Source organism: Winogradskyella marina, from assembly GCF_015645385.1.
Classification (GTDB): domain Bacteria; phylum Bacteroidota; class Bacteroidia; order Flavobacteriales; family Flavobacteriaceae; genus Winogradskyella; species Winogradskyella marina.
Window position 1 is genome coordinate 181,507 of sequence record NZ_JADOET010000007.1, and the last position, 23,449, is coordinate 204,955.

Consider the following 23,449-nt stretch of genomic DNA (forward strand, 5'->3'; position numbering starts at 1 on the left):
ATCTCACAGTCCGCCTCTGTCTTCGGACTTTTTCTTCCGTCTTCCCTCAGAATTATCCCTTATATTTACACAAAACAAACTACCAACTCCCAAATATGCCATTAAAAGACAAATTACTCGCGCAACGCATTTACCTCATCCTTGGTGGTCTTTTTATAACATCGCTTGTTGTTTCTAACTTAATTTTTCAAAAATTCTTTTATTGGCATCCTTTTGAAGTTGAATTTTTTGGATCTAAACTATTTGAGATTTCGGTTGGTATTTTACCGTATCCAATCACCTTTTTAATTACAGATTTAATCAGTGAGATTTATGGAAAAAAGCGTGCAAACGACATTGTGATTGTGGGCATTTTCGCTTCATTATTTTCACTTCTAATTATCTATACCGCTTCAAGCGTTCCTGCTACAGAATGGTCTTACGTCGATGACACCCTATTTAACAAAGTATTTGGAAACACGGCTCTTGCTGTTTTTGCCAGTATGGTAACGTATTTATTTGCGCAGTTTGTAGATATTCAAATTTATCATTTCTGGAAACGACTAACTAAAGGCAAACATCTATGGTTACGAAATAATTTTTCAACTTGGTTGTCTCAATTTATAGACACCTTTACAATTCTGTTTTTGCTGTGTACCTTCGGCATTATAGATTGGAAAAACTTCGCAGGCCTGCTCGTAAGCGGCTTTGCTTTTAAGGTTTTAGTCGCATTATTAGATACACCGTTTTTATACCTTGGCGTGTATCTATTTAGGAAACGCTTCAAGTTAAAACTAAATGAGGAAATAAATTTACTTTAACCACTAAGCAAAACACTAAAATCTTCTTAAACTTATTGATATTAGCAACTTTTATACAGAATTTTGCGTATATATAAAAAGACACAGTTTTAAAAACAATAATACACCTTATGAAGAAATTTTTAAAAATTATCGGAATCGTTTTACTCATATTTATTGCGATTCTTATTGCCATTCCATTTGTTTTAGAATCTAAAGTAGATACTATTGTTCAGAATTATGCAGATGAAAACTTGAATGCCAACTTATCTTTCGATGATATTAGCTTAAGTCTTATCAGTAGTTTTCCTAAAGCCGAAATTAGCGTCGATAATTTAAAAATAACTAATCGTGCTCCTTTTGAAGGCGAAACTTTAGCAACCGCAAAGTCACTGTCTTTTGAAATGGGTGTTATGCAATTATTACAAGGTACCGAAGAACCTCTTGAAGTCAATGAAATAATTGCCAATGAACTGCTTTTAGTCCTAAAAACTAACAAAACAGGTGCTGTTAATTACGATATTGTTAAAGAAAGTGAATCTGAAACCACACCTACAGACACAGAAAATTCTAGTGGTTTTAGCTTTGATATTGATAACTACGAGCTTAACAATAGTGCATTTACTTATATAGATGACACCTCTAACATCACCTTTTATCTTAGCGAAATTAACCATAATGGAACAGGTATTTTCTCTGGTGGAAAATCGGAATTAGATACAAATACAGAAGCAAATATTACGTTTGCAATGGACAGTACAGAATACTTAAGCAACAACAGCATTAAATTAGATGCGCTTATTGACCTCGACTTAGAGCAACAGAAATATACATTTAGAGAGAACACAGGCTACATCAATGCTTTGCCTTTAGAGTTTGAAGGTTTTGTGCAACTTGTTGAAGCAGGACAACAAATTGATATCAGTTTTAAGAATCCAGAAGCGTCATTCAAAGATTTTTTAGCCATTATTCCAAAAACGTATGCTAAAAATGTTGAGAACGTCAATACCACAGGAAACTTTACCGTTAACGGAATTGTTAAAGGATTAGTCTCAGATGACACTATACCAACTTTAGATATTAATCTAAATTCAGATAATGCATCCTTCAAGTTTCCTGACCTTCCAAAAAGTGTTCGAAATATTTCAATTGATGCCTCAGTAAAAAACACTACAGGAAATGTAGATGATACCTTTGTTAACATCAATAAATTGAATTTTCAAGTAGATGAGGATGTTTTTAAGTCTGAAGCTTCAATAAAAAACCTCACCAAAAACATGTTGGTTGCAGCCAAATTAGATGGTGTTTTAAATTTGGCGAATATTACAAAAGCGTATCCTGTTGAGTTAGAAAACGAATTGAGTGGTATTTTAAAAGGAAATATAGATACCTCTTTTGACATGAACGCCATTGAAACCAATGCTTATCAACGCATAAAAAATGTCGGTAGTGTTTCTATTTCCGACTTTATATTTTCGTCTGAAGATATTGTGAATCCTATTCAAATTAACAAAGCCAATTTAACGTTTAAACCAGGAACGGTTAGCTTAAATAGTTTTGATGCATTAACAGGAACAAGTGATTTTTCAGCAACAGGAAGTATTAATAACTTATTAGGATTTTTATTAAGTGACAAAAAGCTTGAAGGTAATTTTAATTTAAATTCCAATAGGTTTGCGCTTTCAGATTTTATGGTTGAAGATGAAACGGCAACAGAAACATCGAACAAAACAACGTCTGATGCTGAATCACTCAAAATTCCAGATTTTTTAGATTGTACCATCACAGCCCATGCAAATACGGTTGTTTATGATAATTTAAATTTAAAGAATGTAAAAGGACAACTCATTATTAAAGACCAAAATGCGAATCTAAAAAACATGACCACAGATATTTTTAATGGTCAATTAGGAATTAATGGTAATGTGTCTACGAAATCAGACAAACCAGCTTTTGATGTGAAGTTAGGCATGCAAAACTTCGACATTTCACAATCGTTTAATGATTTAGAAATGTTGAAAGCCTTAGCACCAATAGCTAAAATATTGCAAGGAAAACTAAACTCTACCATTGATGTCAGTGGATTTTTAGACGAAAGTTTTTCGCCAGATTTAACAACAATGTCTGGTAGTGCTTTAGCTGAAATTCTAACTAATAAAGTTGATGCGAATAATAGTCCTTTGCTTACAAGTTTAGACAGTAAATTAGATTTTATAGACTTCGATCAATTAGATTTAAAAGATGTTAAGACCAATTTAAGTTTTGATAACGGACAGGTTTCTGTAAAACCATTTACTCTTAATTATAAAGATATTCCTATTGAAGTTTCTGGATCTCACAGTTTTTCAAACACCATGAATTACAGTGCCGTTTTACAAGTACCTGCTAAGTATTTAGGAAGTGAAGTGAATCGTTTAATTGGCAAGATTGATGATAATGAGGTAAATAATCTAACCGTACCTGTAACTGCGAATATTGGTGGCACATTTGCTAGTCCAAATATTAAAACAGATTTAACGAGTGGTGTCACTAACCTAACAAAACAATTAATTGAAATTGAAAAACAAAAATTAATTGGTCAAGGAAAAGATAAAGTTAAAGACCTATTAAGTGGTTTAGCTGGTGGAAATGATAACACTACTAAAACAGACTCTACGGCTACAATGACAGAGGCAGACAGTACAAAACAAGAAAATAAGGATAAGATTAAAGAAGGTGTTGGTAATATTTTAGGAGGACTCTTAGGCGGAAAGAAAAATAACAAAAAGGAGGCAGATTCAACCGATATGTAATCTACGAACTGAAAAAGTAATCATTTTTTGCCAATTAATGTTAATAATTACACATTTATTTGCTTTTCTTAATAATTTGGTTACATTGAAGGTTCACTAAATTTTAAAAAGGATATATGAGGCAGTTAAAAATCACCAAACAGGTAACCAACAGAGAGGATAAATCATTAGATAAATATCTACAGGATATAAGTAAAATTCCGTTGATTACCGCAGATGAGGAAGTGGAATTAGCACAGCTTATCAGAAAAGGTGATCAAGCAGCATTAGATAAACTAACAACAGCCAACTTAAGGTTTGTTGTTTCGGTAGCAAAACAATATCAAAATCAAGGTTTAAAATTACCAGATTTAATTAATGAAGGAAATGCAGGTTTAGTTAAAGCCGCAAAACGTTTTGATGAAACTAGAGGTTTTAAGTTTATTTCTTATGCTGTATGGTGGATTAGACAAGCAATTTTACAAGCCTTGGCGGAACAGTCGCGTATTGTAAGGTTACCATTAAATAAGATTGGTACTATTAATAAGATTAATAAAGCATTTTCTCATTTAGAGCAAGTTAATCAACGACCGCCAAACGCAGATGAAATTGCTGGCGAACTAGATATAAGTGTTCGTGAGGTAAAACAATCTATGAAAAACTCTGGTCGTCACCTTTCTATGGATGCTCCATTAAAAGATGGTGAGACTTTTAGTTTGTACGATGTGGTAAGTTCTGGTGAATCACCAAGACCAGATAAAGAGTTAATGAAAGAGTCTTTAAATACAGAAGTAGAGCGTGCACTTGAAACCTTGACTCAAAAGGAAAGTGATGTTATTCGTTTAAATTTCGGAATTGGCGACCAACCACCAATGACACTTGAAGAAATTGGAAGTATCTACGATTTAACACGTGAGCGTGTTAGACAAATTAGAGAAAAAGGGATTAGAAGATTAAGACACGCAAGTAAGAGTAAGATTTTAAAGACATATTTAGGATAATAAAAAAGACGGTTAGACCGCTACGCTTTTAGATACAAGAATTAAGACTTGGTCAGTTGTACGTTCAACAGGTGGACTTTAAGTTTTAGTCATTAGATTAAATTTTAAAGCTAACAATAGAGCATAAATTCTCTTTTAAAAAACTGCGTTTTGTTCGTTAGCAAGAGTTAAATCTTTGTTCCTGGTTCTAAAAGCGAAGTGGTCTTTTGTCATTTTTCAGACACCAATGAAAAATATTATTCTAAAACCTTGAATTAATTTTTTATTTTCAAATAGTTAGCATATATTTGCCGACCATTTGCAAGAATTAGTTAACAAAAATATTATCGATAATGATTAAAATCGAAATCAAAGAAGGAGAAAATATAGAACGTGCACTTAAGCGTTACAAGCGTAAACACAGAAATGTGCAGATTATGCAAAACTTGAGAGAATCACGTTATTTTACAAAACCTTCTGTAAAAAGAAGAAGAGAAATTCAGAAAGCTGAATATATTCAAGGTTTAAGAGACGCTGAAGATATATAGATACTTTTTATATACCAAAATACTAAAAGAGTAGCACTTGTGCTGCTCTTTTTTTATACCATAAATTCTGATTACTTCAAATTTTCATTTTATCTTGAAGGTTTTAAAACCAAACAGAACATATTAAAAAATAAATTATGCCAATAATTAAATCAGTAAGAGGAAAGCAACCACACATTCCAGAGGATTGTTTTATCGCAGAAAATGCAACTATATTAGGAGATGTTACTATAGGCGAACAATGTAGTATTTGGTTTAATGCTGTAATTAGAGGAGATGTACATTTTATAAAAATGGGCAACAAGGTGAATATTCAAGATGGAGCGGTCATTCATGCGACCTATCTAAAATCACCTACAACCATTGGTAATAACGTTTCTATTGGCCATAATGCCATTGTGCATGGTTGTACCATTAAAGATAATGTACTCGTTGGTATGGGAAGCATTATTATGGACGACTGCGTGATAGAAAGCAATAGTATAATCGCTGCTGGTGCTGTAGTTACCAAAAATACAGTTGTAGAATCTGGTAGTATTTATGCCGGAGTGCCTGCAAAAAAAGTAAAAGATATTAGTAAGGCGTTAATCTCTGGCGAGATTGATAGAATTGCTAATAATTATGTTGAATATTCCAGTTGGTTTAAGGAATAACGACTAAATGGTATCATTTTAAAGTTGAAGTTTCAAGCGTACTATTAAGTCTTCAACATTTGATATTTTATTTAAAACATCAGCATTTAAAACTGTTGAAATTTGCTGTGCCTCGTGTTTTAAAATAGCAGGATAGGTCATGTTTACATTAGGAAATTTTGTTTCAAACTCATCCTTGTGATAAAATTCCATATCAAGATTACTTTCTGCTCTAAACTCCTTCCAACTACGATTTTCTGAAAACGTGTTATGCGTTAATGCGCACAATGAACATTTATAGGTTGAAGGACTCATAAGTTTATGACCTGCATCAAACAAGGCATTTAATTTGCCTGAGTTAGCATTATAAATAAATAGTAATTTCATACTTAGGTTAGTAGGGCATTAAATGAAAACCTTACTAAAAATCTAAATAAGCCACATCAAATTTATAATCTAAAATTGAATTTAGTACTGAAATATCACCGTTTGAAAATAACTGAATACTTGGTTGTTCAGTTGAATCATTTAGAACATCTAGTTGAGACAATACGGTTTGCGTCTGTTTTGCCACTGCTCTACCAGAATCAATAATTTTTACATGATCTGGAAGCATTTTAGTTAGCCTAGGAATGAGGTAAGGATAATGCGTGCAACCTAGAACCAAATAATCTATATCTTGCTTTAACATAGGTTCTAAATAGGTTTCTAAATACATTTGCATGGCTTCAGAATCTAATTGCCCCTTTTCAATTAAAGGCACAATACCTTCACCTACCTGTTCTATAATTTTTATATTCTTAGAATACAAATCTGAAGCCTTATGAAATAGCTCGCTGCTTAACGTTCCTTTAGTTGCTAAAATACCAATAACCTTTGTCTGTGTGTTTAAAGCTGCTGGTTTTATGGCTGGTTCTATACCTATAAATGGAACATTATAATTGGCTCTTAAGTAAGTTATGGCATTTGTCGTTGCTGTATTACAAGCGATAACAATAATTTTACTCCCTTTACTAATAAGATATTCAGTATTCTTAATACTTAACTGAACGATGTCATCTGTAGACTTGTTACCATAAGGTGCATTTTTGCTATCCGCTAAATAGATACAACTTTCATTTGGTAATAGCTCATGAATCTCCTTAAAGATAGAAGTACCTCCAATTCCAGAGTCAAATATGCCAATTGGTCTATTACACATTACTACAAAAATAAAAAGTCGCTTAACAATAAGCGACTTTTTTTATATATTTTGTTAATTTAGAATTATTACAATCCTAATTGCTTTTTAACGTCTGCCATAAGATCCTTACCATCTGCTACAATTAGCATTGCAGAATCTACAACATACTGAATACCTTGAGCTTTAGCTACTGCTTTAATAGCGTTATCTGCTTTTTCAACAATTGGCTTTAAAAGGTTAAATTCTTTTTCTTGTAAATCTTTCTGTGCTTGTTGCTGGTACTCACCTAAACTTTGTTTGATACCTTCTACTTCTGTCATACGATCCATATTAGTCTGCTCAGACTGTGTTTCAGCTTCAGAATTGTATTGCTTTAATTTAACGTCTAATTCTTTTAGTGACGTTTGAATTGTTGCTTGATACGTTTGACTCAGTTTCTCAATTTCAGATTGAGCTTGCGCATAAGCAGGCATTGCTTTTATTAATTCTTGCTTGTTTATATGGGCAACGTTACTTTGTGCTGTTGTAAAACTTGTAGCTCCAATAAAAAGTACTGCTGCAAATAATAAAGTTTTGAAATGTTTACTCATGTCCAATCTATTTAATTTTCTGTTTTCGTGAATCTTTGATTTCATTTGATTTTAATTGTATTACGTGTTATAAATTGTTAATTATTGTCTTCGTTTTTCTTAGCTTTTGCTATAGAATCGTTTCTTCTTACTCGTGCTTCACGCTCTTCACGTGCTTTTTTTCGTTGTTCTATTATTTTTTGTTTTCTTTCCTCTAATGCTTTTTGGCGCGCTTCTCTATCTTTCAATTTTTTAGCGCGTTCGGCTGCCGCAATTTCTGCTGCTGTTTTAGGCGTTTTAGAATTAATTGAATCCTTTTTAACTGTGCCTTCAACTTTTATACTATCTATTTTTTTAACTGTTCCAGCTTTTGCTGTACTGTCTGTTTTGCTTTCAACAACTGTTTCTGTGTCATCAGAAGTAGCTTCTGATCTCGCTTTTCTTTCATCAATTACTTTTTGACGACGTTCTTCTGCTTCCTTCTTCTTAGCTTCTCGTGAAGCCTCTAAAGCCGCTTTTCTCTCTTCTGCAGCTCTCTCACGTTCTGCTCGCTTTTCTGCCAATTCCTTTTCACGATTTGCCTTACGCTCTTCTAATGCTTGTTGACGCGCATCTTTATCTGAATCTACAACTGGCACAACTTCTTCGTCTTCTAATTCCTGACGTTCCTTCTTGTTTTTTGCTTGTGTTCGTTTAGAGGTTCTTGTTATGGTTCTTAACACTTGTTCGCTCATATCATAACGCTCAGCGGAATACAGCATTACAACGTCTGCTGATTTATCAAAAACAAAATCGTACTTTTTAGTTTCTGCAATTTCTTGTACAGCTGCAAAAATTTGATCTTGTATTGGCTCTATTAACTGACGTTTTTGAATCATTAAATCTCCTTCTGGCCCAAAACGCTTTTGCTGATAATCTAAAATTTCAGCTTCTTCAAAAGTGATATCCTCATAACGCTCATCGTATAATTCTTTTGTTAAAAGAACGCTTTCGTTATCTAGCTCTTTCTTTTTTTGTTCGATGGCATTTAGTTTCGTTTCAATTTCAGATTTCCATTGTTGCACTTTCTGATCTAATTGAGCAGATGCTTCTGTATACTCAGGTACATTTTGTAAGATGTACTCCGTATCAATGTAACCAATTCTAACTCCACGTTGTGCACTTACACTACAGGTTGCAAGACCAATTATTGTTAGTAAAAAAAGAACTTTAAATTTCATCATTATTGTTTTCATGTTTTGAGACATTTTTTGTGTAAAACTCAATGTGTTATCATTTTGTGTTACCAATCTTCAAATTTAACGAAATATATCATTAAAAATTTTAACAACATGATGAAATCGTTATTAAGCAATTAGAAAATATCGTGCCAAACTTAAAATTGTTGTCCAATTATGAAGTGCGTCTCCCATTTCTTAGGAGCTGTTCCATCTGGTAAATTATCAAACGCATGACCAAAGTCTATACCAAGTAAACCAAAGGCTGGCATAAAGATTCTAAGTCCAAAACCAGCAGATCTATTAAGCTTAAATGGATCAAAATCCTTAAAGTCATTTACAGATGTACCTGCTTCTAAAAATGAAAGTGCATATATTTTAGCCTGTGCACCTAATGTGATTGGATAGCGTAACTCTAGTGAAAATTTACTATAAATAGAACCACCATCTTGAGACGATAATGATTGGTTAGGATAACCACGCAACTGAACAACTTCCCTTCCGTCTAATGAATAGTTTGCTAAACCATCGCCACCAACAAAGAACCTTTCAAAAGGAATAACGCCTCTATCATTATTATAAGCTCCAAGGAATCCAAATTCCATACTAGGACGTAACACTAGTTTTTTAGTTAGTGATTGGTACCAATCTGCTTTAAATTTAATTTTATAAAACTCTAACCAATTAAAGCGCTGTTGATCAATCTCTGACACTCTAGCATTTGCATCGTTAAAAGCCGCTGTCTCTTGAAGTGTTGGGTTTTGATTAGCTCGATAATCACTTATTATTTCATTTTGATCTTCTCTATCTTCTTTTAGAGCTTTGTAATCTACACCGTTAACTAATGAATATGGGAATGAAAACTTCGCCGAAACAGAGAAATTAGATCCTCCTGTTGGGTAAATAGGGTCTACACTAAGGTCACTTCTACTTAAACCTACCGTGTAAGATAAGTTATTTGATGTTCCATCACCAAAGGTAAATAAACCTGTGTTATAATTTTGTAAATCATAATGCTGGTAACTAATGGCCTGCGACAACATAAAGTAGTCATCTGGTTCTGATAATCTAGTAGATACTCCTAAAGTTAAACCTGTAATATTAAAGCTCTTGCTCTTATCTGCTCTTCCTGTTGTATTATCGTATAAAAACTGTCTTGAGTGCGAAATTGAAGACGACAACTGAAATGGTTTTTTACCTCCATACCAAGGTTCGCTAAATGAAAAACTATAAGTTTGGAAAAACTGACTTGCCTGCAGTCTTAAGGCTAAACTTTGGCCATCACCTCTAGGCACTGGTTTGTAAGCATCTTTCTTAAAAATATCTTTAATAGCAAAGTTGTTAAAGGACAAGCCTAAAGTACCAATAAAGCCACCTCCACCATAACCACCTTGCAGCTGTATTTGGCTAGAGCCTTGCTCTACTAAAGAATATTCTACATCTAGAGTTCCATCTACAGGATTAGGGTTTTTAATGTCTGGTACAATTTGTTGTGCATCAAAATAACCTAATTGCCCAAGTTCTCTAATCGTTCTAATAATATCAGCTTTTCTGTATAATTCTCCTGGTCGTGTTCTAAGCTCTCTGTAAATAACGTGGTCATTAGTAACATCATTACCTACTACAGTAACATGATTAAAATAAGCAGGCTTACCTTCAGAGATACGAATTTCCATATCTATAACATTACCTTCTGCACTTACTTCAACTGGATTGATAGTAGAGAACATGTATCCAAAATTTTGATAAGCATTGGTGATGTCGTTTGCATCTGGATTAGTTTCATCCGCAATACGTTCTCGTAATTCTACACCATTATAAGTATCCCCTTCTTTTATACCTAATAAATTAGATAGCTGTCGATCTGAGTAAATAGTGTTTCCTATAAATGAAATCTTTCCAAAGGTGTATTTTTCACCTTCTTCAACCTTAATGTCCAGGCTAATATTTTTTTCATTTAAATATGAAATAGAGTCTGAAATAATTCTCGCATCTCTATAACCATTTTCTTTATAGTAGTCTACAACGCTGACTAAATCCTCTCTAAAATCATCTTCAATATATTTAGAACGTTTTAAGAATCTAATAAACTTCTTTTGCTTCGTGTTTTTCATTGCTTTACGAAGCTTTTTGTCTGACATTATTTCATTGCCTTCGAAGTTAATGCTCTTAATTTTTACTTTCTCGCCTTTATCTATAAGAATACGCATATCAACACGCTCCTTTTCTACCGAGTCAATGACTTCTGACGTACTAATTCTAACATCTGTATTTAAAAACCCTTTTTTTCTATACTTGCTAGTAAGGTAATTTTTTGTTGTAGCAATTAGATTTTCGGTTACTTTCTGACCAGGTTTTAGTTTATTCTCATCAATAATCTCGTCCTTCTTTCCTTTTTTAACACCTTCTATTGTAAGGTCTTTAAGCTCTGGCAAATCACTAAGATGAATTTCTAAATCTGCAGTATTACCATCAATATTAACAACATAGACATCTATACTACTAAATAGATTAGATTTCCATAATGTTTTTACGGCGTTGGCAATTTTTTCACCTCCTACCTGAATCTCTTCATCTTTTCTAAGCTTAGAATAGGCAATAATAGTTTGTTCACTAAAATTAGTGTTTCCGGTTACAGAAATTTCCTTAATCAAATAGGTTTCTCCGCCCTCTACTTGAGCAAAACTGTTAAATGAAATTGTAAAAAGGAATACAACACTAAAAAATTTAAAATATGATTTCAATAGTGCAGTTTTAGGTAAGTTGTTCGCTTGTTTTTCCAAATCTTCGTTCTCTGTTTTGATAGTTTATGAGCGCCTCATATAGATTTTCCTTTGTGAAATCTGGCCATAAAACATCTGTAAAATATAGTTCTGCGTAGGCTATTTGCCATAGCAAAAAATTACTAATACGTTGCTCTCCGCTTGTGCGAATAAGAAGGTCAACGTCTGGTAAATTTTGCGTGTAAAGATGCTTATTTATAATTGATTCATCAATACTTTCAGTAGAAATTATATTATTTTTAACTTTAACTGATAATTCTTTAATAACATTAACAATTTCTTCACGAGAACCATAGCTCAACGCCAAAGTTAATGTCATATTTGTATTGTCCTTAGTTTTTTCAATTACATCTAAAAGTTCCTTATGTGCATTTTTTGGTAAATCGTTTAAATTTCCAATGGCACACAATTTAATATTATTGTCCTCAAATGTTTTCATTTCCTTCTTTAAGGACTTTACTAAAAGCTTCATTAAGGTTTGAACTTCTAGTTTTGGTCTGTTCCAGTTTTCAGTAGAAAATGCGTAAAGCGTTAGGTTTTTAATTCCTAACTCTGCACTTGCCTCAACGGTTTGCCTAACGGATTTGGTTCCGTTTTCATGGCCAACAACGCGCAATAAGCCTTGTTGTTTTGCCCAACGACCGTTACCATCCATTATAATTGCTAGATGGGCAGGAAGTTTCTTAATATTTATTTGTTCTTTTAAACTCATTTAAAAATTGCAATAGCAAGGTCGTCTACCAAAGGTGTAAGTTAATGTAATTCCTGTAAACATATACCAATCGTTATTATTAGTATTTCCAAAACTTAAAGCTTCTCTGTCTTCAGAATCTGGCATGCTTCCATCCAATTCATCAGAAAACGTATAACGCGCTCCTACTTCTGCTGCTAAGATCATTTGATTAGATATGTTTGTTTTATAGCCTAATACCATAGGAATTCCAAAAGCCCAACTCGATGTATTTTCTGATACACGCTCACCATTTGATAAATAATAATAATTATCGTGATGCGTAAGCGTCATACCTGAGTACAAATACGGTGTTCCTTTGCTTCCTATTGTATGAAGATCGAATTCTATAAATGTAAATTCCATACCTAGTGAAATTTCAAGTATATCGGTATTAAACTCGTAACCACGTTCTAGTCGTCTTGGATCATCAGATTTTGCATCAATGCCTTCTAAATCTGAAAAAATGACTGAAGCTCTAAAAGAGTGCCTTGGACTTCGATTCCATTTAGCAAGCACACCTAATGCCAGCTGATTTGGAGCGATATAATCTGTTGCACCAATATCGCCTATAAAATTACTTCCGCCTGCAAATATACCAATCTCATAAATTTGAGCATCAACATTTTCGGTGACAAAAACGAATAAAAAAAGTAGAAAAAAACACCTCATATACTTTTCAAAGTTTGCAAATATAACAATTCTGATTTGTGCACAATAATTTGACACAAATAGTCTTACAGAAAACAGTTTTTGCAGGTAATTATTGTATCATCGTGCTTTAGTTACGACGATCTTCGCCCCAAAGTAATTTTTTTCGGAGTGTCTCTAGAAATGTTTCATCCAACAATTCTACCATTTTTATGACAAAATTCGCTTTTTTAACGGTTACTGTAGTAGCATTAGAAAGTGTCACAATCCTAGAATCTAATGACATTAAAAATTGGTCTTCTCTTCCGTTAACTCTCAGCGTTACCGTTGTATTATCTGGAAGAATGAGCGGTCGCGCACTTAAATTATGAGGTGAAATTGGTGTAAGCGCAAAATTTTTCGCTTTTGGCGCTATCACTGGTCCTCCACAACTTAACGAGTAGCCTGTTGAACCTGTTGGAGTAGATAAAATAAGCCCATCTGCCCAATACGATGTTAAAAACTCATCGTCTAAATGGGTTTCAATTGTTATCATGCTCGTGGTATTTTTTCTACTAATCGCAATTTCATTTAATGCGAAATGCGTTTCCACAATATCTTGATGCTCTGGATCTGTTGAAACACTCAGTAATGCGCGTTCTGAAATTTTATATTCTCCGTTAAAAATTTCTGTTAATGCCGATTGTATGTCGTCAATTTGTATCGTTGCCAAAAAACCTAAGCGACCAGTATTAACCCCTACCACTGGTATACCTAAATCACCAACATAAGCAATAGCTCTCAATATGGTACCATCACCACCAACACTAATTAATAAATCATAAGTTGTATCTAATGCCTTAAATGTACTCAGCTTAGCATTTTGTTTAATCGCAGCATCTTGAACCTCTAAGAACTCATGTTCTATAAAAACTTGAGCCTCTTTTTGTAGTAGCACATCAATTAGTTTTTCAACTGCTTTTTGAGCTGTTTCTTTAATGTACTTTTGACCATAGATTGCTACTTTCATGTGTTTAAAATTATGTTATTAGGGTCACACACTTCGGCTTTGCTCTGTACAGACATCCTGTTCACCATTAAATATTCTTTTAAATTATAAATTCTTGAATTGCCACGTTCCATAAATTACATATTTAAGTATTTATCGAGATATTGCGAACGTTCTTTTAAAGTTTCCATATATGAATCATCTTCATGTCCAGAAACAATATTATAACTATAGCGTCTAAACGATTGAATAACCTCATTAAGACTAGTATTACTTATTTTTAATGTTATTCTTGCCAAATCTCCTTCCATTTTAGACACAAATGCTCCTAAAATTTTAGCATCATTCGATTCTACAATCTGACTAATTTCACTGAAAGAATAATCATTAACACCTTTTTCAACTATTAAAATTCCACCTGGTTCAGCAAAAAAAGGAGTTTCATTGAATAGGTGTATAATATCATTTAGCTCATAATAGCCCAAATATTTGTTATCAGGATCTAAAACAGGCATTATATTAGAATCGTTTTGAGCGAAGGCTTCTAAAACATCTAACCAATTAGTAGTTTGTCTAACAAAAAAACCTTCAATCGCATAATTACAATCACTAATGGTTATAGCTCCATCAAAACAATGTGCATCGGTCTCAGAAATACAACCCATATAAACCCCATCCTTATCAATAGGAATATGAGAATAGGTTAACTGATTAAACAGTAATTTTAAATCACTTATTTTATCCGTTGTTCTAATAGGTTTTATGTCGTTTATTATATAATCTTGAAGCTCCATTAAACTGTATTAATTATATTGCAAATTAATCAAAAATAACCACAATATACGTGGTCTTGTTTGTATTTTTGTAATTCAAATTTTACAGATATGACCAAACTAAGTGTTAATATAAATAAGATTGCTACATTAAGAAATAGTCGTGGAGGCGATGTGCCTAATGTTGTGCAGTTTGCAAAGGATGTTCAGCGTTTTGGTGCGGAAGGAGTCACCATTCATCCAAGGCCAGACGAACGTCATATTCGCTACCAAGATGCGTACGATTTAAAGTCTGAAGTTTATACGGAATACAATATAGAAGGAAATCCCATTCCTAAATTTGTAGATATGGTTTTAAAGATTAAACCTACGCAAGTAACTTTAGTACCAGATGCCGTTGATGCTATTACCTCTAATGCTGGTTGGGATACCATAAAACACAAAGATTTTCTTGTTGAAGTCATCAAAGAATTTAAAGCCAACGACATCAGAACTTCAATCTTTGTAGATCCGGATTTACATCAAATTGAAGGAGCTAAAAATACAGGAACGGATAGAATTGAACTCTACACCGAAGCCTTTGCTCACCAATATAGCCTTGGCAATAAAAACGCTATAAATCCATATACGGAATGTGCTAACTTGGCAAACACCCTACAGTTAGGTATTAACGCAGGGCATGATTTATCTCTAGACAATATTAAATTTTTCAAGGAAAACATAACTGGTTTATTAGAGGTATCAATTGGACATGCTTTAATTGCTGAGAGTTTGTATTTGGGTGTTGAGAATGTCATTGGAAAGTATTTAGAGAAGCTTAAATAAGTTGGAAGAGCGAAGTAGGAAGTTAAAAGAATCTTTACGCTCCACACATCAAACTTCAAATTAAAAAACATGAAATTACACTCAAACATCATAGGAGAAGGAAAACCATTTATAATTCTACATGGATTTTTAGGTATGGGTGACAACTGGAAAACCTTAGGCAAACAATTTTCAGAATCTAATTTTGAAGTCCACCTTGTAGATCAACGTAACCATGGACGTAGTTTTCATTCGGAAAACTTTGATTATGAAGCAATGGCCGAAGACCTAAAACACTATTGTAATAACAACAACCTAAGTGATATTGTTTTATTAGGACACTCCATGGGTGGCAAAACAGCCATGCTTTTTGCTACCAAATACCCAGAATTGGTTAGTAAACTTATAGTTGCAGATATTTCTCCACGCTATTATCCTGTTCATCACGATGCTATTTTAGAAGGCTTAAGCAGTTTAGATTTTTCAAAATTAAAAAGCAGAGGTGCTGCAGATAAAGCTTTAGCGAGTTATATACACGAAACAGGTATTCGTATGTTTTTACTCAAAAATTTATATTGGGTAGAAAAAGGACAATTAGGATTAAGAATTAACCTCGAGGTACTAAAAGAGAATGTTTCAGAAGTTGGAGAAGCTCTTCCTGCACATGCTACGTTTAATAAAGACACGTTATTTTTACGTGGCGACCGTTCAGAATATATCGGAGAAGCAGACGAAGCTATTATTCATCGACATTTTTCAAACTCTGAAATTATAACGATTGCTAATGCTGGTCATTGGTTGCATGCTGAAAACCCCGAGGATTTTTATAATGCTGTGATAAATTTCATATCTTAATCCAGTATTTAAAAAATTAAAATCATGAATCTCATCTTAAGACTTTTACTAAACGCACTAGCCGTTTTTATTTTAGCCCATATTTTAAATGGCGTTGCTGTAGATGGCTATATTGGTGCAATTATCGTTGCCATAGTTCTAGCAATTTTGAATTTGTTAGTAAAACCAATTCTCGTCATTCTAACCATACCAGTCACCATTGTAACATTAGGACTTTTTCTATTGGTCATTAATGCGCTAATTATATTATTAGCCAGTAATCTACTAGATGGATTTAGTGTCTCTGGCTTCTGGACCGCATTACTTTTCAGTGTACTTTTATCTATTTTGCAATCTATACTACAATCATTCTTAAAAGACGGCAAAAAATAGCCTAAAGTCAAACATTTAAAACTGTTGTTGGGTTGCAAAAAATGTTGTATTTTTGCAGCCCAATTTTAGTTTCAAGAAAAATGAACATTACAAGAGAAAACATCGATGCATTAAATGCAGTTGTAAAAGTGGATATCGCTAAAGAAGATTACAGCGATAAAGTAGAGAAAATCTTAACAGATTATCGTAAATCTGCTAACATTCCAGGCTTTAGAAAAGGCCACGTACCAATGGGAATGGTTAAGAAACAATATGGTAAAGCCGTATTGGTAGATGAAGTAAACAAATTACTACAAGATGCTCTTGGTAAGTATTTGACTGAAGAAAAATTAGATGTTTTAGGTAATCCGTTACCAAAAGCACAAGACGATTTAGATTGGGATGCTGAAGCATTTTCTTTTGAATTTGAATTAGGTTTAGCACCAGAATTCGAAGTAGAATTAAAAAATAAGAAAGCAATCACACATTATAATATTGTAGCAGATGACAAAATGATCAATGATCAAGTTGAGCATCTTCAAAAACAATATGGTAAAATTGTTTCTCAAGACGAAGTGACAGAAGCTTCTGAAATCACAGGAACTTTCACTAACGAAGAAAAAGACATCGATAATTCTACGATGATTACTTTAGATAAGTTGAAAGGAAAAGCTAATCCAAAGAAATTTATTGGATCTAAAGTTGGTGATACAATTACATTAAAAACAAAAGGATTGTTTAATGACGATCACGATTTAATGAATGCATTAAAAGTACCACACGATGATGCTCATGGTTTAGACATTGAGGTTACTTTTACTATTACTGAAATTAACGAACGTGAATTAGCTGATTTAGACCAAGAACTTTTTGACAAGTTATTTGGAGAAGGAATTGTAACGTCTGTAACAGAATTGAAAGAAAAAATCAAAGAAGATTCAGAAAAGCAATTTAAACAACAAGGCGATCAGAAGTTATTAAACGATGTTACTGAAAACCTAATAGAAAATACAAAATTCGATTTACCAGCAAGTTTCTTACAGAAATGGATGCAAACAGCAGGTGAGGAAGAAATGACAGAAGAGCAAGCTAAAGAAGAATACGAAAAGTCTGAAAAAAGCATGCGTTACCAACTTATTGAAGGTAAATTAATAGAAAAGCACAACCTTCAGGTTCAGTTTGAAGAATTAAAAGCGCATTCTATGGAAATGATTAAAGGTCAGATGGCACAATTTGGTCAAATGAATCCTTCAGACAAAGAATTAGAAGATATTGCAGCTCGTATTTTAGGAAATCAAGATGAAGTAAAGCGCATGTCTGAGCAGTTAATGAGTCAGAAATTATTAAACTTATATAAGACAGAAGCTAACACTAAGACGAAAGACATCACTTATGATGATTTTGTAAAAGAGTTTTATAGTTAAGCAATCTTTAAAAATATTAGTATCTTTAAGGCGTAAAACTTTTTCAGTTTTACGTCTTTTGTTTTTGTAATAATTCTAAATTTAAACAAATTCAAACAGTAAAATATCTGTCACGTTGAATACCATTAAAACGCTTCTGTAATAAGAAGTTAATGTCACAACCTTCAATTTGGCCACAGAAATAAAGACCTTAAAGAAACTCAACAATTAAAAGAATTTAAAATTTATATGGACTACGGAAAAGAATTTGAAAAATTTGCAACAAAAGATCAAGGGATCAATAGCAACTATTACTCTAAGATTATAGAGAGCATGTATCCTTCAAACATGACTCCAAATATTATAGAAGAACGTCAAATGAACATCGCTGTTTTTGATGTATTTTCTCGTTTAATGATGGATCGTATCATATTTTTAGGCACAGGTGTTAATGACCAAGTTGCAAATATTATCCAAGCGCAACTGTTATTTTTACAGAGTACAGATGCCAATAAAGACATTCAAATTTATATTAATTCGCCAGGAGGATCTGTATATGCAGGTTTAGGCATCTACGATACTATGCAATTTGTAAAGCCAGATGTTGCCACAATTTGTACAGGTATTGCTGCATCAATGGCAGCTGTATTGTTATGTGCTGGAGAAAAAGGAAAGCGTTCTGCTTTAAAACACTCTCGTGTAATGATTCACCAAGTAAGTAGTGGAACTCAAGGTCAGTTAAGTGATATGCAGATTGCCTTAAAAGAGACAATTAGAGTAAAAGAAGAATTGTATACTATTATTGCTGAACACTCTGGTAATTCTTTTGAACAAGTAGAAAAAGACTCTGATAGAGATTACTGGATGCGCTCACAAGAAGCTCTAGATTACGGAATGATTGACGAAATCTTAGAACGCAAGAAATCGTAATTACTTACGACTAATAATAAAAACGTAAAATGAGATTTCTGCAGTTGTAGAAATCAAAACTATAGAAAATGGCAAAGGAAGAATTAGAATGTTCATTTTGTGGAAGGAAAAAGCCAGAAACAAGTTTACTAATTGCAGGTTTAGATGCCCATATTTGTGATCGTTGCATTGAGCAAGCACATGGTATTGTAATAGAAGAATCTAAGCAATCTGGAAACTCAGAGTTGAGTGCAGAATTAATGCTAAGAAAGCCCAAAGAAATTAAAGGCTTTTTAGACGAATATATAATAGGACAAGAATACACCAAACGCGTAATGTCTGTTGCGGTTTATAACCATTACAAACGATTATTACAGCCTCCTACTGATGATGATATTGAAATACAAAAAAGTAACATCATTATGGTTGGGCAAACAGGTACTGGTAAAACCTTAATGGCAAAGACCATTGCAAAAATGCTAAATGTACCTTTAGCAATTGTTGATGCCACTGTGCTTACAGAAGCAGGTTATGTTGGTGAAGATGTAGAAAGTATTTTAACGCGCTTATTACAAGCTGCAGATTACAATCTTGAAAAAGGGCAACGTGGTATCGTTTTTATTGATGAAATAGATAAGATTGCACGTAAAAGTGATAATCCATCTATTACTAGAGATGTTTCTGGTGAAGGTGTACAACAAGCCCTATTAAAATTATTAGAAGGAACAGTTGTAAATGTACCACCAAAAGGAGGTCGTAAGCATCCAGATCAAAAGTTTATCGAAGTTAATACCGAAAATATTTTATTTATTGCAGGTGGAGCTTTTGATGGTATTGAACGTGTTATCACCAAGCGAATGAACATGCAAGCTATTGGTTATAGTTCCATGAAAACTGATGTGGTAGATAAGGATAACATCTTACAATATATTATTCCTAAAGATTTAAAGGATTTTGGATTAATCCCTGAAATCATTGGTCGATTACCTGTTTTAACGCACATGGATCCTTTAGATGCAAAAACATTAAGAGCCATATTAACAGAGCCTAAAAATGCCATTATTAAACAATATAAAAAACTGTTTGAAATGGATGACATTACATTCACCATTACTGATGGAGCGTTAGATTATATTGTAGAAAAAGCTATTGAGTACAAACTTGGTGCTCGTGGATTACGATCGCTTTGTGAAGAGATTTTAACCGAAGCGATGTTTGATTTACCGAGTTCTGATGAAACCAAACTAAACGTTACTAAAGCGTATGCTGAAGATCGTTTGAATAAATCGACAATTAAAAAGCTTAAAGCCGTTTCGTAAACATAAAGCTATAAGTCATTAAAAAACCACAATTTCAATATTAGAGATTGTGGTTTTTCGTTTAGTTAGGGATTAGTTAATTAAATATTGCACGCAATACTTATATCGTTAAGAGGGATTTGTTTAATGAAATCATATTTATTTACCGCTAATATATAAGCATAATTTAAAGTAAGACTTACCTGACTGCTTTATTAGATAAAATCTATTGAATTTACGATATGATGAACACAAGTGTTTTTATTTTCGATAAAGTGTAAGAATTTTCAAGGTTAACTTCAATTCATAAAATTGTAACTGATTAAGAACTGTATTATTGTTGATTAAGGCGTAATAAGGCCTCAAGGTAAGCTCTTGAGTTAGATAAACGAGGTACTTTATGTTGACCACCTAATTTATCATTTTCTTTTAACCAATCATAAAATAAATTAGGTCTTGCCTTATGAATTTTAGGTTTGTTCAAGGTCATATTATTAAGGCGTTTGGCTTCATAATCTGAATTTAGAGATTTTAACGAGTTGTCAAATAATTCTTCAAAATCTAACATATTATCTGGTGGTCTTTTAAACTCTATAACCCATTCATGAGCTCCTTTTTCTTTACCTTCCATAAAAATAGGAGCTGCTGTATAATCTACAATTTCAGCTGATGTATGCGCACACACTTTTCGTAGTGCTTCTTCGGCATTTTCTATAATTAACTCTTCACCAAACGCATTGATATGGTGCTTTGTTCTGCCTGAAACCCTTATTCTATGCGGACTTAAACTTACAAACCTTATAGTATCACCAATTTTGTATCTCCATAAGCCTGCATTGGTAGTTATTATAACCGCATAGTTAGTGTTAAGTTTAACATCGCTTAGCGGAATAACTATTTGTTCTTCGGTGCCATAGGAATTCATGGGGATAAACTCATAGAAAATCCCATAATCTAACATTAATAACAAATCACTTGAGTTATTTTTATCTTGGATGGCAAAAAAGCCTTCAGAAGCATTATATATTTCGTAATATCTAAATTTGTCCGATGGTAAAATAGCTTTGTACTGTTCTACATAGGGACTAAAATTTACTCCACCATGAAAGTAAACTTCTAGATTTGGCCAAATATCAAAAAGGCTGTCCTTTCCTGTTTTTTCTAAAACGTTATTCAATAAAACCAACATCCATGATGGTACACCTGCTAAACTCGTTACGTTCTCTTCTATAGTTTCATCGACCACTGCCTGCATCTTGGTTTCCCAGTCACTCATCAACGACACTCGATTACTAGGTGTACTACTAAACTCTGCCCAAAATGGCATATTATCAATTAAAATAGCACTTAAATCCCCAAAAACAGTCCCGTTTTCTTTATATAATTCTTTGCTTCCACCAAGACGTAAACTCTTACCAGTAAACAATTGTGCATCTTCATTATTATTCAAATACATACACAACAAATCTTTACTTGCTGCATAATGACACTCTTCTAAAGACTCATAACTTACAGGAATAAACTTACTTTTAGCATTTGTGGTTCCACTAGATTTAGCAAACCATTTTATTGGTCGAGGCCAAAAAATATTTTGTTCACCATTTCGCGAACGTTCAATTAAAGGTTGAAACTCTTCATAATTTACAACTGGAACTCGCTCATTAAATTCCCTATAAGTTTTTATTGAGTCGAAGTCGTATTGTCTTCCAATTTCAGTGTCTTTAGCATGCTTTAATAAACTAAACAGTAATTCATTCTGAACTTCGTTAGGGTATTTTAAAAACAATTCAATTTGATGGAATCGCTTTTTTAAAAACCAAGACGCAATGGAATTTACAATAGGAATTGGCATGGATTGGCTATCTTTACGCTATTAATTAATGCTAAAAATACTAAATTTCTTTTATGGTTTACACAGGAGTCCTCACTAAAATGCAAACCGAGTTTTTAGAACCGATTCAATATTATCTTGTATTTGAAAATGATTTTATTCATGTCAATCAATTACTAAATAAACCCGTTGCTATAAAACGTGTTGGCCACCAATGTTTAAGCTGTGGATTAGATCGTCCTATTTACCGTCAAGGATTTTGTAAAACCTGTTTTTTTGATAAGCCTTTTGCTGGTGATTGGATAATGCGACCAGAATTAAGCACAGCGCATTTAGACAAAGAAGATAGAGATTTAGCGTATGAAAAAAAGGTGCAACTCCAACCACATATTGTTTATTTAGCTAATTCGAGCAATGTAAAGGTTGGTGTTACTAGAAAAAGTCAAGTGCCAACGCGTTGGATAGATCAAGGTGCTCATGAAGCCATAGAAATCGTTGAAGTGCCAAACCGTTATTTAGCAGGAATTACCGAAGTCGCTTTAAAAGATCATGTAGCTGATAAAACCAATTGGCGAACCATGTTGAAAAACGATATAAAAGATGAGGATTTATTAGAATGGAGACACAATTTAAAAACCTTTATTCCTGAAGAAGCATTACCTTATTTTATTGAAAACAATACGGAAACTCACATTCAATTTCCTGTAGACCAATATCCTGAAAAACCAAAAAGTCTTAACTTAACTAAAACTCCAAACTACTCAGGGAAATTAGTTGGCATAAAAGGTCAGTATTTAATCTTTGAAGACAATACAGTTTTTAATGTGAGAGCTAATGAAGGCTTAGTTGTAGAACTTAGTATTTAAACGTTTTAATTTAAAACAGCATATTATGGGATTAATTTTAATGATCACTTTAATTAGTATAGCGATACTATTTTGGTTTTGGGCAATTTCTGATATTACACGATCTAGGTTTAAGAACCCTTATATGAGTACGGTATGGGTTTTAGTGGTTTTATTCTTTCCTGTTGTAGGTTCAATATGTTATTTACTACTTAGAAATAAGTTGGTAACTAATAAACGTCGGAAATTTCAGCCTAAATTTAACAGAAATAATTAACTACCTTAAAACTATACATTTATAAAACCACAGCGTGGTAAAATAGTAATAATTAGAATCAACAACCTTTTAAGCTCCGTAGGTGCGAAACAATTACCGAAGAAAGACGCCTAAATTGCATATCACTCCTCTGGAGTTTGCATAAACCATAACTACGCTTGTTATTAATATAAAACTCCGCTGGAGTTTAAAAAATATTATATTGAAATCTTTATGTTACTGTTGGTACTCTCCCCAACAGTTTACCACATAATTGGGTGTTTAAAAAGACC

General features: G+C 33.0%; 23 protein-coding genes. 13 read left to right on the forward strand and 10 right to left on the reverse strand.

Annotated elements, in window-relative coordinates:
* Positions 1-95: 95 nt before the first annotated feature.
* The 5 genes from ITJ86_RS10120 to ITJ86_RS10140 all read left to right on the forward strand — a co-directional run bounded on the left by ITJ86_RS10120 (position 96) and on the right by ITJ86_RS10140 (position 5,731).
* Positions 96-800, forward strand: a complete 705-nt coding sequence (locus ITJ86_RS10120) for a queuosine precursor transporter (RefSeq protein WP_195871524.1) — start codon at positions 96-98, stop codon at positions 798-800.
* A 110-nt stretch (positions 801-910) separates the two neighbouring features.
* Positions 911-3,571, forward strand: a complete 2,661-nt coding sequence (locus tag ITJ86_RS10125; protein ID WP_195871525.1) for an AsmA-like C-terminal region-containing protein — start codon at positions 911-913, stop codon at positions 3,569-3,571.
* 116 nt (positions 3,572-3,687) lie between these two features.
* Positions 3,688-4,551, forward strand: coding sequence for a sigma-70 family RNA polymerase sigma factor (locus tag ITJ86_RS10130; RefSeq protein WP_195871526.1), 864 nt, complete (start codon positions 3,688-3,690; stop codon positions 4,549-4,551).
* 332 nt (positions 4,552-4,883) lie between these two features.
* Positions 4,884-5,078 (forward strand): 30S ribosomal protein S21, encoded by a 195-nt coding sequence (gene rpsU, locus ITJ86_RS10135; RefSeq protein ID WP_195871527.1) that lies wholly within the window; start codon positions 4,884-4,886, stop codon positions 5,076-5,078.
* 137 nt (positions 5,079-5,215) lie between these two features.
* Positions 5,216-5,731 (forward strand): gamma carbonic anhydrase family protein, encoded by a 516-nt coding sequence (locus ITJ86_RS10140; protein ID WP_195871528.1) that lies wholly within the window; start codon positions 5,216-5,218, stop codon positions 5,729-5,731.
* Between the two features lie 18 nt (positions 5,732-5,749).
* Here ITJ86_RS10140 and ITJ86_RS10145 read toward each other — a convergent pair whose 3' ends face one another.
* The 9 genes from ITJ86_RS10145 to ITJ86_RS10185 form a co-directional block, all read right to left on the reverse strand.
* On the reverse strand, positions 5,750-6,097 hold the full coding sequence (locus tag ITJ86_RS10145) for a GTPase (protein WP_195871529.1): 348 nt from the start codon (positions 6,095-6,097) through the stop codon (positions 5,750-5,752).
* Between the two features lie 34 nt (positions 6,098-6,131).
* The gene (gene murI, locus ITJ86_RS10150; protein WP_195871530.1) at positions 6,132-6,911 is read right to left on the reverse strand and encodes a glutamate racemase; all 780 of its coding nucleotides are present in this window, start codon (positions 6,909-6,911) and stop codon (positions 6,132-6,134) included.
* Positions 6,912-6,979: 68 nt separating this feature from the next.
* Positions 6,980-7,483 (reverse strand): OmpH family outer membrane protein, encoded by a 504-nt coding sequence (locus ITJ86_RS10155; protein WP_195871531.1) that lies wholly within the window; start codon positions 7,481-7,483, stop codon positions 6,980-6,982.
* Positions 7,484-7,560: 77 nt separating this feature from the next.
* Positions 7,561-8,697 carry an OmpH family outer membrane protein gene (locus tag ITJ86_RS10160; protein ID WP_230080269.1) on the reverse strand — a complete coding sequence of 379 codons (1,137 nt, stop codon included), beginning with the start codon at positions 8,695-8,697 and terminating at the stop codon, positions 7,561-7,563.
* Between the two features lie 140 nt (positions 8,698-8,837).
* The gene (gene bamA / locus ITJ86_RS10165) at positions 8,838-11,423 is read right to left on the reverse strand and encodes an outer membrane protein assembly factor BamA (RefSeq protein ID WP_317190623.1); all 2,586 of its coding nucleotides are present in this window, start codon (positions 11,421-11,423) and stop codon (positions 8,838-8,840) included.
* Between the two features lie 10 nt (positions 11,424-11,433).
* Entirely contained in the window at positions 11,434-12,174 is a 741-nt protein-coding gene (locus tag ITJ86_RS10170; RefSeq protein ID WP_195871533.1) for an isoprenyl transferase, read from the reverse strand.
* Positions 12,175-12,864, reverse strand: coding sequence for a type IX secretion system protein PorG (gene porG / locus ITJ86_RS10175; protein ID WP_195871534.1), 690 nt, complete (start codon positions 12,862-12,864; stop codon positions 12,175-12,177). It abuts the gene before it with no gap.
* A 109-nt stretch (positions 12,865-12,973) separates the two neighbouring features.
* Complete coding sequence (locus ITJ86_RS10180) at positions 12,974-13,852, reverse strand: NAD kinase (protein WP_195871535.1); 879 nt, start codon at positions 13,850-13,852, stop codon at positions 12,974-12,976.
* A 116-nt stretch (positions 13,853-13,968) separates the two neighbouring features.
* Positions 13,969-14,625, reverse strand: coding sequence for a CBS domain-containing protein (locus ITJ86_RS10185; protein WP_195871536.1), 657 nt, complete (start codon positions 14,623-14,625; stop codon positions 13,969-13,971).
* Positions 14,626-14,715: 90 nt separating this feature from the next.
* Here ITJ86_RS10185 and ITJ86_RS10190 point away from each other — a divergent pair, with 90 nt between their 5' ends.
* From ITJ86_RS10190 to clpX, 6 genes are all read left to right on the forward strand, one after another.
* Positions 14,716-15,429 (forward strand): pyridoxine 5'-phosphate synthase, encoded by a 714-nt coding sequence (locus ITJ86_RS10190; RefSeq protein ID WP_195871537.1) that lies wholly within the window; start codon positions 14,716-14,718, stop codon positions 15,427-15,429.
* Positions 15,430-15,498: 69 nt separating this feature from the next.
* Complete coding sequence (locus ITJ86_RS10195) at positions 15,499-16,263, forward strand: alpha/beta fold hydrolase (RefSeq protein ID WP_195871538.1); 765 nt, start codon at positions 15,499-15,501, stop codon at positions 16,261-16,263.
* A gap of 24 nt (positions 16,264-16,287) precedes the next feature.
* A complete protein-coding gene (locus tag ITJ86_RS10200) occupies positions 16,288-16,635 on the forward strand; it encodes a phage holin family protein (protein WP_195871539.1) in 348 nt (115 codons plus the stop codon).
* Positions 16,636-16,715: 80 nt separating this feature from the next.
* The gene (gene tig / locus ITJ86_RS10205) at positions 16,716-18,038 is read left to right on the forward strand and encodes a trigger factor (RefSeq protein WP_195871540.1); all 1,323 of its coding nucleotides are present in this window, start codon (positions 16,716-16,718) and stop codon (positions 18,036-18,038) included.
* Between the two features lie 228 nt (positions 18,039-18,266).
* A complete protein-coding gene (locus tag ITJ86_RS10210; protein WP_195871541.1) occupies positions 18,267-18,947 on the forward strand; it encodes a ClpP family protease in 681 nt (226 codons plus the stop codon).
* Positions 18,948-19,015: 68 nt separating this feature from the next.
* Positions 19,016-20,245: an ATP-dependent Clp protease ATP-binding subunit ClpX gene (clpX, locus tag ITJ86_RS10215; protein ID WP_195871542.1), complete on the forward strand. Its 1,230-nt coding sequence runs from the start codon at positions 19,016-19,018 to the stop codon at positions 20,243-20,245.
* Between the two features lie 313 nt (positions 20,246-20,558).
* Here the strand turns inward: clpX and ITJ86_RS10220 are convergent, their stop codons facing one another.
* Positions 20,559-22,076, reverse strand: a complete 1,518-nt coding sequence (locus ITJ86_RS10220) for a GH3 auxin-responsive promoter family protein (RefSeq protein WP_195871543.1) — start codon at positions 22,074-22,076, stop codon at positions 20,559-20,561.
* 53 nt (positions 22,077-22,129) lie between these two features.
* Between ITJ86_RS10220 and ITJ86_RS10225 the strand changes: the two genes are divergently transcribed.
* Together ITJ86_RS10225 and ITJ86_RS10230 are read left to right on the forward strand one after the other, a co-directional pair.
* Complete coding sequence (locus tag ITJ86_RS10225; protein WP_195871544.1) at positions 22,130-22,921, forward strand: DUF2797 domain-containing protein; 792 nt, start codon at positions 22,130-22,132, stop codon at positions 22,919-22,921.
* A 25-nt stretch (positions 22,922-22,946) separates the two neighbouring features.
* Complete coding sequence (locus tag ITJ86_RS10230) at positions 22,947-23,177, forward strand: PLDc N-terminal domain-containing protein (protein ID WP_195871545.1); 231 nt, start codon at positions 22,947-22,949, stop codon at positions 23,175-23,177.
* Positions 23,178-23,449: the final 272 nt, after the last annotated feature.